The organism is Oleispirillum naphthae, assembly GCA_027864655.1.
Lineage (GTDB): Bacteria > Pseudomonadota > Alphaproteobacteria > Rhodospirillales > Rhodospirillaceae > Oleispirillum > Oleispirillum naphthae.
Genome location: JAQAZG010000013.1, coordinates 113,370 through 128,336 on the forward strand (window position 1 = coordinate 113,370; position 14,967 = coordinate 128,336).

The following is a 14,967-nucleotide window of genomic DNA, read 5'->3' on the forward strand; positions in this document are numbered from 1 at the left end:
GATGAGCGAAACGCGGATCGAGCGGGATTTCCTCGGCGAGATGGCGGTGCCCCGGGCGGCCTATTGGGGCTGCCACACCGCGCGCGCCGTGGCGAACTTTCCGCTCGCCCTGCGTCCGCCGCATCCGGAACTGGTGCGCGCGGTGCTGACGGTGAAAGAAGCCTGCGCCCGCACCAACCGCGACCTCGGCCGCCTCGACCCGGCGGTGGCGGACGCGATCGCCGCCGCCTGCGCCGAGGCGCGCGACGGCCCGCTGTTTGCGGAGATCGTGGTGGACGCGCTGCAGGGCGGCGCGGGCACCTCGCTCAACATGAACGTCAACGAGGTGGTGGCCAACCGCGCCGAGGAACTGCTGGGCGGGCAACGCGGCGCCTATCGCCTGGTCCATCCCCTCGGCCACGTCAACCTCCACCAGTCCACCAACGATGTGGTGCCGACCGCGCTCAAGGTGGCGGCGATCACCCTGCTGCACCGCCTGGAGCCGGAAATCGCGGCGCTGCAAGGGGCCTTCCAGGTCAAGGAGGGGGAGTTCGCCGGGGTGGTGAAGATGGGCCGCACCGAGTTGCAGGACGCCTGCCCGGTGGGCTTCGGCGCGGAGGTCTCGGCGTGGGCGGAGGCGCTCTCCCGCGACCGCTGGCGGGTGTTCAAGTGCGAGGAGCGGCTGCGCGTGGTCAACCTCGGCGGCACCGCGGTGGGCACCGGCATGGCCGCGCCCAGGGACTACATCTTCGCGGTGGTGGAGACGCTGCGCGAGATCACCGGGCTTGGCCTGGCGCGCGCCGAGAACCTGATCGACGCGACGCAGAACGCCGATCCCTTCGTCGAGGTCTCGGGCATTCTCAAGGCGCACGCGGTCAACCTGTTCAAGATTTCCTCCGACATGCGGCTGCTCTCCTCCGGGCCGAAGGCGGGCTTGGGCGAACTGCGCCTGCCGCCGCGGCAGGCGGGCTCCAGCATCATGCCGGGCAAGGTCAACCCGGTGATCTGTGAGGCGGTGGGCCAGGCGGCCTTGCAGGCGATCGCCAACGACACGGCGGTGACCCTGGCGGCGCAGTCCGGCCAACTGGAGCTCAACGCCTTCATGCCGTTGCTGGCCGATGCGCTGCTCGGTTCGCTGTCGCTGCTCGCCGCGGCGTGCCGCATCTTCCGCACCCATTGCGTCGAGGGCATGACCGCCGACGCCGAAACCTGCGCGGCGATGGTGCGCGGCTCCTGGGCGGTGGCGGTGGCGCTGGTCGGGCCGCTCGGCCACGACATCGCCTGCGAGGTGGCGCTTGCGGCGCAGGCGAGCGGCAGAAGCGTGGTCGAGGTGGTGCTCGCCCGCGGCCTGATGGACGAGGCGGCGGTGCGCCGCCTGCTCTCCGCCGAGAGCATGGCCGCGCTCGGCCACGAATAGGGGAAGGGATCATGGAAGACACCCCGAAGGGACTGCGGCTGCACATCGGCGTGTTCGGGCGGCGCAACGTCGGCAAGTCCTCGCTGGTCAACGCGCTGATCGGCCAGGCGGTGTCGATCGTCTCGCCGACGCCGGGCACCACCACCGACCCGGTGGAGAAGGCCTTCGAGATTCAGCCGCTGGGGCCGGTGCTGTTCATCGACACCGCGGGGGTGGACGACGAAGGCGCGCTCGGCGCGCTGCGGCGGGAGAAGACGGAGAAGGTGCTGGACCGCGCCGACCTTGCGCTGCTGGTCGCCGGGCCGGAGCCTCTGGGGGATTTCGAGACGCAGCTGATCGTGGCGTTGCGCGCCCGCGGCGTGCCCTTCCTCGTCGCCTTCAACAAGGCCGACCTCGCGCCGCCGCCCGCCGCCGATCTCGCCCGCCTCGCGGCGGAGGGCATTCCCGCGCTGGCCGTCTCCGCGCTTTCGGGCGAGGGCATCGCGGCGCTCAAGGCGGCGCTCGCCGCGCGCGTCCCCGAGGGGCGGGTGGTCACGCCGCACCTTCTCGGCGACCTCGTGCCGCCCGGCGGCGTGGTGGTGCTGGTGGTGCCGATCGACTTGGGCGCGCCGAAGGGCCGCCTGATCCTGCCGCAGGTGATGGCGATCCGCGACGTCCTGGACAGCGACGCCTTCTGCCTGGTGGCGAAGGAGCGGGAGCTGCGCGCCGCCTTCGCCGGCCTTTCCCGCCCGCCGGACCTGGTGGTGTGCGATTCGCAGGTGGTGCTGAAGACCGCGGCGGACACCCCGCCCGGCGTGCCGCTGACCACCTTTTCCATTCTGATGGCGCGGCTGAAGGGCGACCTGGCGCGCCTGGCGGAAGGCGCGGCGGCGATTCACCGCCTGCGCCCCGGCGACCGGGTGCTGATCTCCGAGGCGTGTTCGCACCATCCGCTGCCCGACGACATCGGCCGGGTGAAGATTCCCCGCTGGCTGCGGCAGTATGCGGGCGGCGGCATCGAGGTGGATGTGGTGGCGGGCGGCGACTTCCCGCAGGACCTGTCCGCCTATGCGCTGATCGTCCACTGCGGCGCGTGCATGATCAACCGCAGGCAGATGCTGGCGCGCATCGAGGCGGCGCGGACAGGTGGTGTGCCGATCACCAACTACGGCGTCGCGATCTCCCTGGTGCAGGGGGTGTTGCCGCGGGTGCTCGGGGTGTTTCCGGCGGCTCTCGCCGCCTATCGCCGCGCCCTGCCGCCGGAGGGTGGAGCGGCGGCGGTGTGATTGGCCGACGCCGCGGGGTAGGGGTGTTTTCGGTATGAGGCGGGTTTGCGTTGTGTGCGCTTCCGCGCCGTACCGGGGTGTGACAATCTGAACGAGTCGGCGGTTTGGGGAAGTACCGCTGTTAATGCCGGAGCCGCTTTCGTCCGAACGGGTGGGCGTGGCGTCCGGCCATACAGGGAGGGTCTTGTGACACAAATCGCTTACGGCTTTTGGGACGGCGAGGTTCTCGACAACCGCAAGGGTGGCTCGGGCCTCCCCGCGGATTTTGCCGAGCCGCAAAACCTCGATACCTTCGACGACGGCAACGCGGTGCGCGCCTTCATCGGCGACCGCGGATTTTTCGTGATGGACGAGCAGGTCAGCCTGCTCGACGCCTTCCGCCAGTATCTCGACCGTGCGGCGGGGCAATCCTGCGGCAAATGCACGCCCTGCCGCGTCGGCACCGGGCTGATCCGCGACGCGCTGGACGCGCTTTGCCGCGGCGAGGAAGGCGCGCTCGACCTCGACGGCATCGCGGGCATGGCGCGCCACATCACCGACACCGCGCTCTGCGGCCTCGGGCAGACCTGCGGCGGCGCCCTGATCGCGGCGATCGAGAACTTCCGCGACGTCGTCGAGGCGGAGATCGCCGCCGCCCCGGCGCCGCGCCAGCACGGCATGAGCTACGTCACCGCGCCGTGCATGGAGGCCTGCCCCTGCAAGATCAACGTGCCGCGCTACATCGACTACATCAAGGACGGGCGGCCGGAGTATTCGCTCGGGGTGATTCTGCAGAAGGTGCCGATGGCGGCGACCTGCGGCCGCGTCTGCGTGCGCTTCTGCGAAATGGCCTGCCGCCGCAACCTGGTGGACCAGGCGGTGGGGATCAAGACGCTGAAGCGCTATGTCGCCGATTTGCAGAGCGGCCCCAACCCGCTGCGCTTCGCCTCCGACCAGATCCGCACGCCGCTCGGCCCCGAGATGCGGGTGGCGGTGGTCGGCGCGGGCCCCGCCGGGCTGTCGTGCGCCTATCATCTCCTGCTGCGCGGCTACCATGTGGACATCTTCGAGGCGCTGCCGGAGGCGGGCGGCATGGCCGCCATCGGCATTCCGAGCTACCGCCTGCCCAGGCACGTGCTGAAGACCGAGACCGAGACGCTTTCCGCCCTCGGCGGACGCTTCCTGTTCAACCGGGTGATGGGCCGCGACTTCACCACCGACAGCCTGTTCGCGGACGGCTACCTCGCGGTGTTTCTCGGCCTCGGCTGCCAGGAGCCGGTGCTCCTCGGCGTTGCGGGCGAGGATCCGGCGATGCGGGGCTACGAATCCGGCATCGGCTTCATGCTCAAGGTGCACGACCACATCGCGGGCACCCGCAAGACCGAACTGGCGGGCGACGTGGTGGCGGTGGTGGGCGGCGGCAACGTCGCCATGGACTGCGCGCGCTCCGCCCTGCGCATGGGCGCGGCGGGCGTGCACGTGATCTATCGCCGCACCCGCGAAGAGATGCCCGCCGACAAGTCGGAGATCGAGGCGGCGGAGGAGGAAGGCGTGGTCTTCCACTTCCTCACCAATCCGGAGCGCGTGCTCTCGGCGGATGGCCGGATCGTCGGCCTCACCCTTGTGGGCATGCGCGTCACCGAGCCCGACAAGAAGGGCCGCATGGGGGTGGAACCCGTCCCCGGCAGCGAGAGCGACTTCGCCTGCGCGCACCTCGTCGCCGCGATCGGCCAGCAGGTGCAGGCCGACGCGCTTTCCCAGGAGGAACTGATCGGGCTCAACCGCTGGAAGTGCGTCGCCGCCGACCCCGGCAGCCTCGCCACCTCGCGCTCCGGCGTGTTCGCCGGCGGCGATTGCGTTTCCGGCCCGGGCACCCTGGTGCAGGCGATGTCCCACGGCCTCAAGGCGGCGCGCAACATCGACGATTGGGTCCAGCACGGCCGCATCCGCTTCTTCCCGCGGTCGCGCATCCGCCAGATGGTGAAGGACAACCACATGCTGGCGGCAAGCGACATCAAGATCCCCATCCTCAACGAATACCGCGTGCACCACCCGGAACTGGAGCCGGAAATTCGCAAGCACACCTTCGACGAGGTGGAGCAGACGATCGGTCAGGAGGAGGCCTACCGCGAGGCCAGCCGCTGCCTGCGCTGCTATCGCATCTATTCGGTGGTCACCCAGCAGCCTGTCCCGGAAGGAGCGGTGTGAGATGACGACGAAGCAAACCCCGGCCGCCGCCGTTGCGGTCAGCGCCACCATCGACGGCGTCACCGTGCGCGCCGAAGCCAACGAGACGATCCTGCACTGCGCCCGGCGCTACGGCATCCACATCCCGTCGCTGTGCGAACTCGACGACATCGACCACGCGCCCGGCACCTGCCGCATCTGCCAGGTGGAAATTCTCGGCGACGGCGGCGGACAGGCGCACCTTGCGCCGTCGTGCATCACGCCGGTGGAGGAGGGCATGGCGGTGATGACCCACTCGCCGCGCGCCCGCGCCGCGCAGCGCCTGCAGGTGGAGCTGATGTTCGCCGACCACAATCTCGATTGCGTGGTGTGCAAGCGCCACGGCAATTGCGAGTTGCAGGACGTGGCGCGCGTCGTCGGGCTCGACACCAACCGCTTCCGCGACCCCGCGCGCATCGCCGCGCGCCACGTGGACGACACCTCGCCCGCGCTGATCCGCGACATGACGCGCTGCGTGCGCTGCCAGCGCTGCGTCACCGTCTGCCGCGAGGGCCAGACCGTCGATGCCCTGGTGATGACCGGCTTCGGCCAGGAGCTGGAGGTGGGGCTGAAGCACGGCCTGTCGCAGACCGAGTCCACCTGCGTCTCCTGCGGCCAGTGCGTTCTCGTCTGTCCCACCGGCGCGCTCGGCGAGCGCGAGGAGATCGACACCGTGGAGGACTTCCTCTACGACCCGGGCATCGTCACGGTGTTCCAGTTCGCCCCGGCGATCCGCGTCAGCGTCGGCGAGGAGTTCGGCCTGCCCGCGGGGGCCAACGTGCAGGGCCAGATCGTCGCGGCGCTGCGCAAGCTCGGCGCGGACATCGTGCTCGACACCAACTTCGGCGCCGACGTGGTGATCATGGAGGAGGGCACCGAGCTTCTGCGCCACCTGGTGGAGAAGAAGCGGCCGACCTTCACCTCGTGCTGCCCGGCGTGGATCAACTTCGCGGAACGGCACTATCCGGCGATTCTGCCCTACCTCTCCTCCACCAAGTCGCCGCAGCAGACGGTGGGGGTGATCGCCAAGACCTACCTGCCGCAGAAGATGGGCCTCGACCCCAAGGCGATCCGCGTCGTCTCGATCATGCCGTGCACCGCGAAGAAGGACGAGCGGGTGCGCCCGCAGCTTTCCCTCGACGGCACGGACGAGATCGACGTGGTGCTCACCACCCGCGAGTTCGTCCACCTGCTGGGCCGCCGCGGCATCGACCTTTCGGCGCTCGAACCCTCCACCTACGACAACCCCTACATGAGCGCGTTCTCCGGCGCGGGGGCGATCTTCGGCACCACCGGCGGCGTCATGGAGGCGGCGGTGCGCACCATGTACTACGTCGTCACCGGCCGCGAGATGCAGCCGATCGAACTCGGCCAGTTGCGCGGCTTCGAGGGGGTGCGCACCGCGACGGTGGACATCGGCGGCGACATCGGTCCGGTCAAGGTGGCGATGTGCCACGGGCTGAAGTCGGTGCGCGGCATCGTCGAGGCGGTGCTCGACGGCACCGCCGACCTCGACTTCATCGAGGTGATGGCCTGCCCCGGCGGCTGCGTCGATGGCGGCGGCTCGTTGCGCTCCAAAAAGCAGTACCTGCCGCACGCGCTGAAGCGCCGCGAGACGCTGTTCTCCATCGACCATGTCGCCAACGTGCGGCAGTCGCACAACAACCCGCAGGTGCAGGAACTCTACAAGAGCTTCCTCGGCAGCCCGTACTCCGAGCTGGCGCACCAGTTGCTGCACACCTACTACACCGACCGCCACGTCGAGATGACGCGCTCGGTGAAGGACATCTGGGACAGCATCACGATGAGCACGGTGATCTACTGAGTCCCGCAAACGAAACGCCCCGGCTTGCGCCGGGGCGTTTTCGTATGGGCGTTGCGGCTCACTTGCCCGCGGGCAGAAGCTTGGCGAAGTCGGCGTCGAGCCGGTCGAGCGACGTGTCGATCCTGGTGCGCTTCGCCTTGATCCAGGCGTCCTGCTCGGCGAGCTTTTTGTTCGCCTCCTTGAGCATGCGGTCGAGTTCCGCCGGCTGCGGCCCGCCCGCCGTGGCGCGGTTGGCGACGATGGCGACGGGGTCGAGCGTCGCGCGGAATTCCGCCTCGCTCATCGGCAGGCTGCCGGACTCGTGGTAGTCCTTCACCGCGGACTTATAGATGCGCTGCGCCTCGGCATAGGGGAAATCCAGCGGCTTGATGCCGTTCTTCTTGGCGTAGTCCACCACCTCGGAGGCGAAGTGGTGGCCGACGCGGAAGGGCAGCTTGTACTTGCGCATCAGCACGTCGGCGAGCTCCTGCGAGGCGGTCCAGTCGCTGTTCAGTTCCTCGAGGGCGCGCTCGGGGCTGACCACCAGCGAGTTGAGGATCGTGTCCCAGCCCTGCAGGAACTTCATGGCGCTCGCCACCATCGCGGAGTTGTCCTTCACCTCCTTGGGGTCGGGCATGCCGGGGGTGATGTTGTGCATGCGCAGCACCGGCCCCATGGCGAGGCCGATCGCGGTGGAGGCGTCGCGGCGGGTGTTGTTGAGGATGCCGGGGTTGCGCTTCTGCGGCATCGCGGAGGAGACGTAGGTGGTGTCCTTGCCGACCTTGAGCAGAATCCACGGCCGCGGCTGGGCGTACTGCACCATCATGTCTTCGATGAAGTTGCCGGTGTGCAGCGCGATGCCGGTGATCACCGAACCCACCTCCACCGGCTCGTCCATCGAGGAGATCTGCGAGGCGTCGTAGGCGTTGTCCACGACCGCGGAGAAGCCGAGGTAGTCGGCCATGCGGGCGCGGTTCAACGGCCAACTGGTGCCGTTGAGCACCGTGGTGCCCATGGCGCAGCGGTCGATGCGGGCATAGGCCTGGCGCAGGCGCTGCGCGTCGCGCTCGATCCCGGCGAAGTGGCCGAGCAGTTGGTGCGCATAGCTGTTGGGCTGCGCCGCGACGCCGTTGGTGTAGTTGGGGACGATGGTTTTGGTGTTGCGCTCGGCGAGCTTCACCAGGGACTTCGCGGTGGTGTTGAGCTGCGCGGCGAGCGCCAGCATCTCGTCGCGGAGGATGGCGGCGCGGTAGGTGGCGTGCATGTCCTGGCTGGAGCGCCCGGCGTGCAGGAGCGTCACCTCCGGCCCCGCGGCCTTGATCAGGTAGGGCTCGAAGCGGATCACCGCGGAGGGGCGCGGCCCGCCCGGCTGGTTGCCCGCGCCGATCACCTTGGCGATGCCCGCCGCGATCTTCGGCGCGAGGGTTCTGTCGAGCAGGCCCTCGTCGGTGTTGATCACCGCGGTGGCCTTGTTGATCTCGCCGAGCCAGAAGAATTCGTCACGGGTGGCGGGGGCGTCGGCGGCGAGCGCCGGGAGCGCCATGGCGGCGGCCAGCGCCAGGACGGAAGCCGTGGGAACGAGAGTGCGCACGATCGACATGAGAGGTCCTCCTTGCGTTTGGATCTTGAAGAACGTCGATTTGCCGGGGGTGGTGCCTTCGTCGTGTCGGACGTTATCCTCCGTGGTTGGAGAGCAGGGTTTCGAAGTAGGCGATGGTGCGGGCAAGCCCTTCGCGCAGCGTCACCGCGGGGTGCCAGTCGAGCACGTCTTCGGCCTGCGCGATGTCGGGCTTGCGGCACTTCGGGTCGTCGGCGGGCAGCGGCTGGAACACCAGCTCGGAGGACGAGCCGGTCTCCTCGACGATGATCTCGGCGATCTCGCGGATGGTGTATTCGCCGGGATTGCCCAGGTTGATCGGCCCGGTCACCTCCGCCGGGGTGTCCATCAGGCGGACGAACGCCTCGATCATGTCGTCCACGTAGCAGAAGCTGCGCGTCTGGCTGCCGTCGCCGTAGATGGTGATCGGCTGGTTGTTCAGCGCCTGGACGATGAAGTTGGAGACGACGCGCCCGTCGTTGGGATGCATGCGCGGACCGTAGGTGTTGAAGATGCGCGCCACCTTGATCTCCAGGCGGTGCTGGCGGCGGTAGTCGAAGAACAGGGTCTCGGCGCAGCGCTTGCCCTCGTCGTAGCAGGCGCGCAGGCCGATCGGGTTGACGTTGCCCCAGTAGTCCTCGGTCTGCGGGTGGACCAGGGGGTCGCCGTAGACCTCGCTGGTGGAGGCCTGGAAGACGCGCGCGCCGACCCGCTTGGCCAGCCCCAGCACGTTGATCGCGCCGTGCACGCTGGTCTTGGTGGTCTGCACCGGGTCGTTCTGGTAGTGGACCGGCGAGGCCGGGCAGGCGAGGTTGAAGATGCGGTCCACCTCCACATAAAGCGGGAAGGTGACGTCGTGGCGCATCGCCTCGAAGTCCGGATGCCCCAGCAGGTGGCGGATGTTCTGGCGCGAACCGGTGAAATAGTTGTCGGCGCAGAGGACCTCGTGGCCGTCGGCGAGAAGGCGGTCGCACAGGTGCGAACCGATGAACCCGGCGCCGCCGGTGACGAGGTAACGCATGCTCTTTCTCCGCTTTGCTGCGAAGCGAAAACCATAGCACCGGTCGCCGGGAAAAACCCAAAACTTTCCGGAGGGTCGCGGCCCCTCCGGCCCCCCTAACTTTTTGTTTTTCGCCGCGAAGCGGCAGCCCTGCCGGCAACTACTTGCGTTCGTCCACGACGTGGCGCAGCAGTTCGGCGAAGGCGGCGAAGCGCGCCACCTCCTCGAAGCCTTTGCGGTCGAGAATCAGGTAGACGGTGGTCTCCTCGTCGTAGACGTAGAGGTCGTCCTCCGAGCGGCCGATCAGCAGGCGGCCGTGCATCTGGTCGAATTCGGCGTGGTAGGTCTCGTTGATCTCGGTGAGCGCGGGCACCACCGAGCGGTCGTGCGCCAGCACGATGTGCTCGCTGCCGAAGATCTCGATGCCGTTCCAGACGAAGCCGTTGGCCTCCGCCAGGAAGGCGGCGAAGTCGCCGGGCAGGGTGGGCGAGTCGCAGTCCTCGAGCACTTCGTCGAGGAACGCGAGTTCGTAGGTATCGGCCCTGGGCGCGATGAACGGCGCCCGGTCCTGCAGACACAGAAGTGTGCGCATCGGCATGGCCCACCTCCCCCGGATGACAACGGTCGCTCCGCAGTATATCACCGATGCGCCGCCGCCGCGCGGCGAAGATTTTTCCCGCGCGGGGGGTGCTTTTCCGCCGCGCCTGCCCCATGATTGAGAGAGGCCAACCGAAGAGGTTTCTCACGATGTTCAAACGTCTGTTCGGTTTCGGCGTCGGCGCGCTCGCCACGCTGACCGCGGCGTGCGACGGCGCGCCGATGACGCAGCAGGTCTACTACAAGGAGCACGGGGTGCTCTCGTCCCTGCAATACGCCGCCTCCGAGGGCCCGCTCCTGGTGCGGGTGTTCGGCAACCCGTTCGTCACCGGCCAGGACTTCCTCGACAAGCTGGTGGCGTCGGAGATGGAAAAGACCATCACCTATATCCGGGGTGTGCACCTCACCACCGATCCGGCCGCGGCGCGCCGTCCGGAATACCGCGTGCTCATGGTGCTCGGCGCGCACCGGGCGCAGGACGGCGAGGCGCTGTGCCGCGGCGAGGAGCCGAAGCTCGACCTCTCGGCGGACCCGATCCGCACCGTCGCGGTGTTCTGCCGCAAGGACGAGCGCCTCTCCGAGGTCACGGGGTCCATCGCCGCCGCCGCCGCGCCGGATACCGAACGCTTCCGCAACTGGATCGGTCAGATCGGACGGGATCTTCTGGTGCCGGGGTAGTTGAGCTCTGGCTGATCCAGGCTCCGGATGATTGATCTCCGCCCTGGACCGCACGGCCAGAGCTTTCTCAACCTTTCTTCCTTCCCGCCGGTACCGTCTCCGCCTGCGTCTTGACGCAGGCGGAGACGGCGGCCACTCTGTTTCGGTTTCCGGTTTTTCCGACGGGCCTCATGAGCATCGATCCCACGATCAAGTCCCTGGGCGACACCGCCCTTTCCATCGAATACGGCGAGGCGATCGATCCCGCCGTCAACGCGCAGGTGATGGCGCTCTACGCCGCGCTCGAAGCGGCGCGCGCCGAAAACGCGCTGACCGGCGTGGTCGAAACCGTGCCCTCGTTCCGCGCGCTCGCGGTGCACTACGACCCGCTGCGCATCGACCGCGGCGAACTGGTGGAGCGCCTGCGCCCGTGGATCGCAACCGCGCGGCCGGATGTGCGCAGCGGGCGCGCCTGGGCGCTGCCCGCCTGCTACGAGGGCGCGGACCTCGCCCCCGATCTCGGCGAGGTCGCCGCCGCCACCGGCCTGACCCCGGAGGAGGTGGTCGCCCGCCACACCGGCGTGGAATACCCGGTCTACATTCTCGGTTTCGTGCCCGGCTTCGCCTATCTCGGCGGCGTGCCGGAAGCGCTGCGCCTGCCGCGCCGCACCAGCCCGCGCACCGCGGTGCCCGCGGGCTCGGTGGCGATCGCGGGCGAGATGACCGGCGTCTACCCGCTGGAAAGCCCCGGCGGCTGGCACCTCCTGGGGCGCTGCCCGGTGCCGATGTTCGACCCCGGCCGCGAGCCGCCGGTGTTTCTCGCGCCCGGCGACACGGTGCGCTTTGCCGCGATCTCCCGCGCCGAGTACGACTCCCTGCGCACCGCCGCAGAGACCGGCGGCTTCGACGTTTCCATCCTGCGGGCGGGGGGCTGAACCATGGCGCAGATCAGGATTCACCGTCCCGGGCCGCTCACCACGGTGCAGGACCGCGGGCGCTTCGGCTTCCAGGCGCTCGGCATCCCCACCGCGGGGGCGGCGGACGGCTTTTCCTTCCGCCTCGGCAACCGCCTGCTCGGCAACCCGGACGGCGCGGCGGCGCTGGAATACTGGGTGATCGGGCCGGAGGTGGAAGCCCTCGACGCGCCGGTGCGCCTCGCGCTCGCCGCGGGCGGCGGCACGCTTACCCGCGCGAACGGCGACCGCCTGGCGCTGCCCGCCTGGCGCACCGTCACCCTGTTTCCCGGCGACCGCATCGCGCTCGGCCCCACGGTGGGCGGCGCCGCGGGCTATGCCTGCTTCGCCGGCGGCGTGGACGTGGCCCCGGTGATGGGCAGCCGCTCCACCTACGTGCGGGCGAAGCTCGGCGGCTTTGCGGGCCGGGCGCTCAAGACCGGCGACGTGCTGCCGGTCGGCGTGGAGGTGGAGGCCGCGGGCGGCGAGCGCGCCCTGTCCGAGTCGCCGGTGGACGGAGAGGGGCCGTTCCGCGTCGTCCTCGGGCCGCAGGACGACCGCTTCGACGACGCGGGGGTGGAGCGCTTTTTCACCGAGATCTACAAGATATCGCCGCAGTCCGACCGCATGGGCAAGCGTCTGGTCGGCCCGCCGCTCACCTTCGCCCCCGGCAGGGGCGGCGCGGACATCGTCTCCGACGGCATGGTCGCCGGCGCGATCCAGGTGCCCGGCTCCGGCGAGCCGATCATCATGCTCGCCGACCGCGCCACCGTCGGCGGCTACGCCAAGATCGGCGCGGTGATCTCCGCCGACCTGCCGCGCTTCGCCCGCCTCAAGCCGATGATGGAGGTGACCTTCGCCCGCGTCTCGGTGGCGGAGGCGGAGGCCGCGGCGCAGGCCTTCGAAATGCGCCTCGCGGAGCTTGCCGCCGCCGCCGTCGCGCTGGATTGAGCACAAGGAGCTGCCGTCATGGCCAAACAGATCAATCTCAACGCCGACATGGGCGAAAGCTTCGGCGCGTACTCCATCGGCAACGACCCGGCGATGCTGGAGGTGGTCTCCTCCGCCAACGTCGCCTGCGGTTTCCACGCGGGCGACCCGCTGGTGATGCGCGAGACCGTGGGGCTGGCCTTCAAGAACGGCGTCTCCGTCGGCGCACACCCCGGCTTCCCCGATCTCCAGGGCTTCGGCCGCCGCCGCATGAACATGTCGGCGAAGGAGGTGGAGGCGATCACCATCGTGCAGATCGGCGCGTTGCAGGCGGTCGCCGCCGCGGCGGGCGGCAAGGTCACCCACGTCAAACCGCACGGCGCGCTCTCCAACATCGCGGCGGTGGACGAAGACCTCGCCGCCGCCATCGCGCGGGCGATTGCGGCGGTGGACCCCGGGCTGATCTTCCTCGCGCCCGCCTGCTCCGCCATGGCGCGCGCGGGAGAGGCGGCGGGGCTTGCGGTGGCGATCGAAATCTTCGCCGACCGCGCCTATGCGCCGGACGGCCAACTGGTGCAGCGCGGCACCCCCGGCGCGATGATCCACGAGCCGCAGGCGGCGCTCGACCACGTGCTGCGCATGGTGCGCGAACAGGCGCTGTTTCCCCTGGCGGGCGGGCGCATCGACACCCCGGTGGACAGCATCTGCGTGCACGGCGACGGCCCGGTGGCGGAGGCCACCGCCCGCCTGGTGCGCGAGGGCCTCGCCGCCGAGGGCTACGCTGTGCTGCCGCTGCCCGCGATGGCGCGGTTCGCCTGAGGCGACGGCAATGGCGAAAACCACTCCGGCGACCCGCGCCCTCGATGCGGCGGGGGCCGCCTATGCCCTCGTCACCTACGACTACGACCCCGGCGACGAACGCGTCGGCCTCCAGGCCGCCGCCGCCATCGGCGCGGACCCGGCCCGCGTGTTCAAGACCCTGATGATGGAGGCGGACGGCAAGCCGGTGTGCGTCGTCATCCCCTCCGACCACGAGGCGTCGCTGAAAAAGGTCGCCGCCCTGTTCGGCGCCAAACACGCCGCGATGATGAAGCCCCCCGCCGCCGAACGCCTCACCGGCTACCACGTCGGCGGCATCAGCCCGCTCGGGCAGAAGCGCAGCGTGCCCACCGCGGTGGACGAAACCGCGCTCGCCTTCGACGCCGTCTTCGTCAACGGCGGCCAGCGCGGCCTCCAGGCCAAACTCGCCCCCGCCGAATTGATCCGCGCGCTTTCGGCCAAGGTGGCGGATATGTTGGGGCAGTAGGGAAAACAAAAACTTTCCGGAGGGACTCGGTCCCTCCGGGCCTCCCATGACTTTTGGTTTTTGCGCGGAGCGCGAGGGGTCCAAGCCCCTCGCAACGTTTTGGTTTTCCCGGCATCTGGGATACCCTGCGAAAAAGCGGATCAGCGGACGGGGGCGCGGCATGATGCCGGATGTTTTGTGGTGCACCAGTTTGCCGTCGCGCGGCGACCGCGCGGCGCAGGCGCGCCGGGTGGCGAGCTGGGGCGGGCATGTGGTGTCGTTCAACGATGCGGAGGAGGCCGCGGCCTTGGGGGATTGCGGCGTCGAGCGGGTGACGGTGAGCCGCAGCGGCCGCCGCGTTCTGGGCAAGCCGGTGCCGTTTCTCGCCGATATTTTCGATTATCAGTACGGCACGGACGCGCCGGTTCTCGGCATCGTCAACGCGGACATCGCCTTCGACCTGACGGAGGCGCAGCGGCGCTGGCTGGTGGAGGAGGCGGCGCACGGCCTGGTGTGCATCCGCCGCACCGACGTTCCGGACGAGGCGACGCCCCTGGATGCGGGCACGCAGCTGCCGCAAGGGTTCGATGCCTTTCTCTACGGGCGGGATTTGCTGCCGAACCTGCGCGCCGAGGGCTTCTGCCTCGGCATGCCGTTCTGGGATTTCTGGCTGCCGGTGGTGGCGACGCTGGCCGGGCACCCGGTGTTCATGGTGACCGCGCCGGTGGCGCGGCATGTGGAGCATGCCGTGGCTTGGGATTCCTCGGCCCCGGTGTTCATGCACGTTTTCCTGCAGGCGGTATTGTCCGCCGCGTCGTCGTCGGCCGAGCCTTTGCCCGCGGCGCTGCTGTCTCACCAGTTGGCGGCCTACCGCGCCCTGGTCGATCTGGCGGGCCGGGAGGAGGCGGTGGCGCAGGTTCTGGCGCAGGTCTACGACGACTTCCAGAGCCGGGTTCTCGGCGCGGTGGCGGTGCTGGCGAAGCAGGTGGAGACGATGCCGGTCTGAGGCTTGACGCGGCGCCCCTTTCCCCCCACATGTAAAGACCGCGCCGCCTTCGGTGTGGCTCTCCCCGGCTTTTCCCGAAGCGTCCGAACTTTTGCAAAAAAGTGTTTGACGGTGTTGTTGTGAGGGCTTAGAAGGTGGCCTCCCGACGCGAGGCGGAGTTGACCGGCAGGTTGGCAGGCGTTTTGAGTTGGGGGCATTCCCGGGCGGTTTGGCTTGGGATTTATGTTCTTTGACATTGTGGATCGGAAGGAAGAAGGGATACGCGGGCGGCG

At 69.3% G+C, this 14,967-nt stretch carries 13 protein-coding genes; 10 read left to right on the forward strand and 3 right to left on the reverse strand.

Annotated features, from left to right (window positions below; genetic code table 11):
* Position 1: 1 nt before the first annotated feature.
* From O7R11_RS13620 to O7R11_RS13635, 4 genes are all read left to right on the forward strand, one after another.
* Positions 2 to 1,396 (forward strand): aspartate ammonia-lyase, encoded by a 1,395-nt coding sequence (locus O7R11_RS13620; RefSeq protein WP_337998076.1) that lies wholly within the window; start codon positions 2 to 4, stop codon positions 1,394 to 1,396.
* A gap of 11 nt (positions 1,397 to 1,407) precedes the next feature.
* Positions 1,408 to 2,661, forward strand: a complete 1,254-nt coding sequence (gene hydF, locus O7R11_RS13625; protein WP_337998077.1) for a [FeFe] hydrogenase H-cluster maturation GTPase HydF — start codon at positions 1,408 to 1,410, stop codon at positions 2,659 to 2,661.
* A gap of 186 nt (positions 2,662 to 2,847) precedes the next feature.
* Entirely contained in the window at positions 2,848 to 4,848 is a 2,001-nt protein-coding gene (locus tag O7R11_RS13630; protein WP_337998078.1) for an FAD-dependent oxidoreductase, read from the forward strand.
* Position 4,849: 1 nt separating this feature from the next.
* The gene (locus O7R11_RS13635) at positions 4,850 to 6,691 is read left to right on the forward strand and encodes a [FeFe] hydrogenase, group A (protein ID WP_337998079.1); all 1,842 of its coding nucleotides are present in this window, start codon (positions 4,850 to 4,852) and stop codon (positions 6,689 to 6,691) included.
* Positions 6,692 to 6,749: 58 nt separating this feature from the next.
* On the opposite strand, the gene O7R11_RS13640 is transcribed toward O7R11_RS13635, so the two are convergent.
* The 3 genes from O7R11_RS13640 to O7R11_RS13650 all read right to left on the reverse strand — a co-directional run bounded on the left by O7R11_RS13640 (position 6,750) and on the right by O7R11_RS13650 (position 9,865).
* Positions 6,750 to 8,270: an argininosuccinate lyase gene (locus tag O7R11_RS13640; protein ID WP_337998080.1), complete on the reverse strand. Its 1,521-nt coding sequence runs from the start codon at positions 8,268 to 8,270 to the stop codon at positions 6,750 to 6,752.
* A 73-nt stretch (positions 8,271 to 8,343) separates the two neighbouring features.
* Positions 8,344 to 9,288, reverse strand: a complete 945-nt coding sequence (locus O7R11_RS13645) for a UDP-glucuronic acid decarboxylase family protein (protein WP_337998081.1) — start codon at positions 9,286 to 9,288, stop codon at positions 8,344 to 8,346.
* Between the two features lie 139 nt (positions 9,289 to 9,427).
* On the reverse strand, positions 9,428 to 9,865 hold the full coding sequence (locus O7R11_RS13650; protein WP_337998082.1) for a YrhA family protein: 438 nt from the start codon (positions 9,863 to 9,865) through the stop codon (positions 9,428 to 9,430).
* A gap of 149 nt (positions 9,866 to 10,014) precedes the next feature.
* On the opposite strand from O7R11_RS13650, the gene O7R11_RS13655 reads away from it, so the two are divergent.
* The 6 genes from O7R11_RS13655 to O7R11_RS13680 all read left to right on the forward strand — a co-directional run bounded on the left by O7R11_RS13655 (position 10,015) and on the right by O7R11_RS13680 (position 14,695).
* On the forward strand, positions 10,015 to 10,542 hold the full coding sequence (locus tag O7R11_RS13655; RefSeq protein WP_337998083.1) for a hypothetical protein: 528 nt from the start codon (positions 10,015 to 10,017) through the stop codon (positions 10,540 to 10,542).
* A gap of 170 nt (positions 10,543 to 10,712) precedes the next feature.
* Positions 10,713 to 11,456, forward strand: a complete 744-nt coding sequence (gene pxpB / locus O7R11_RS13660; RefSeq protein ID WP_337998084.1) for a 5-oxoprolinase subunit PxpB — start codon at positions 10,713 to 10,715, stop codon at positions 11,454 to 11,456.
* 3 nt (positions 11,457 to 11,459) lie between these two features.
* Positions 11,460 to 12,425 (forward strand): 5-oxoprolinase subunit C family protein, encoded by a 966-nt coding sequence (locus tag O7R11_RS13665; RefSeq protein ID WP_337998085.1) that lies wholly within the window; start codon positions 11,460 to 11,462, stop codon positions 12,423 to 12,425.
* A gap of 18 nt (positions 12,426 to 12,443) precedes the next feature.
* Entirely contained in the window at positions 12,444 to 13,223 is a 780-nt protein-coding gene (locus O7R11_RS13670; RefSeq protein ID WP_337998086.1) for a LamB/YcsF family protein, read from the forward strand.
* 10 nt (positions 13,224 to 13,233) lie between these two features.
* On the forward strand, positions 13,234 to 13,710 hold the full coding sequence (gene ybaK, locus O7R11_RS13675; protein ID WP_337998087.1) for a Cys-tRNA(Pro) deacylase: 477 nt from the start codon (positions 13,234 to 13,236) through the stop codon (positions 13,708 to 13,710).
* Between the two features lie 160 nt (positions 13,711 to 13,870).
* Positions 13,871 to 14,695: a hypothetical protein gene (locus O7R11_RS13680; RefSeq protein WP_337998088.1), complete on the forward strand. Its 825-nt coding sequence runs from the start codon at positions 13,871 to 13,873 to the stop codon at positions 14,693 to 14,695.
* Positions 14,696 to 14,967: the final 272 nt, after the last annotated feature.

What these genes read in the sequence shown, in the direction of transcription:
- ybaK (WP_337998087.1), top strand. Translation starts at nt 13,234, where the DNA reads ATGGCGAAAACCACTCCGGCGACCCGCGCCCTCGATGCGGCGGGGGCC.
- O7R11_RS13620 (WP_337998076.1), top strand. Translation starts at nt 2, where the DNA reads ATGAGCGAAACGCGGATCGAGCGGGATTTCCTCGGCGAGATGGCGGTG.
- pxpB (WP_337998084.1), top strand. Translation starts at nt 10,713, where the DNA reads ATGAGCATCGATCCCACGATCAAGTCCCTGGGCGACACCGCCCTTTCC.
- hydF (WP_337998077.1), top strand. Translation starts at nt 1,408, where the DNA reads ATGGAAGACACCCCGAAGGGACTGCGGCTGCACATCGGCGTGTTCGGG.
- O7R11_RS13640 (WP_337998080.1), bottom strand. Translation starts at nt 8,270, where the DNA reads ATGTCGATCGTGCGCACTCTCGTTCCCACGGCTTCCGTCCTGGCGCTG.
- O7R11_RS13635 (WP_337998079.1), top strand. Translation starts at nt 4,850, where the DNA reads ATGACGACGAAGCAAACCCCGGCCGCCGCCGTTGCGGTCAGCGCCACC.
- O7R11_RS13655 (WP_337998083.1), top strand. Translation starts at nt 10,015, where the DNA reads ATGTTCAAACGTCTGTTCGGTTTCGGCGTCGGCGCGCTCGCCACGCTG.
- O7R11_RS13645 (WP_337998081.1), bottom strand. Translation starts at nt 9,288, where the DNA reads ATGCGTTACCTCGTCACCGGCGGCGCCGGGTTCATCGGTTCGCACCTG.
- O7R11_RS13670 (WP_337998086.1), top strand. Translation starts at nt 12,444, where the DNA reads ATGGCCAAACAGATCAATCTCAACGCCGACATGGGCGAAAGCTTCGGC.
- O7R11_RS13665 (WP_337998085.1), top strand. Translation starts at nt 11,460, where the DNA reads ATGGCGCAGATCAGGATTCACCGTCCCGGGCCGCTCACCACGGTGCAG.
- O7R11_RS13650 (WP_337998082.1), bottom strand. Translation starts at nt 9,865, where the DNA reads ATGCCGATGCGCACACTTCTGTGTCTGCAGGACCGGGCGCCGTTCATC.
- O7R11_RS13680 (WP_337998088.1), top strand. Translation starts at nt 13,871, where the DNA reads ATGATGCCGGATGTTTTGTGGTGCACCAGTTTGCCGTCGCGCGGCGAC.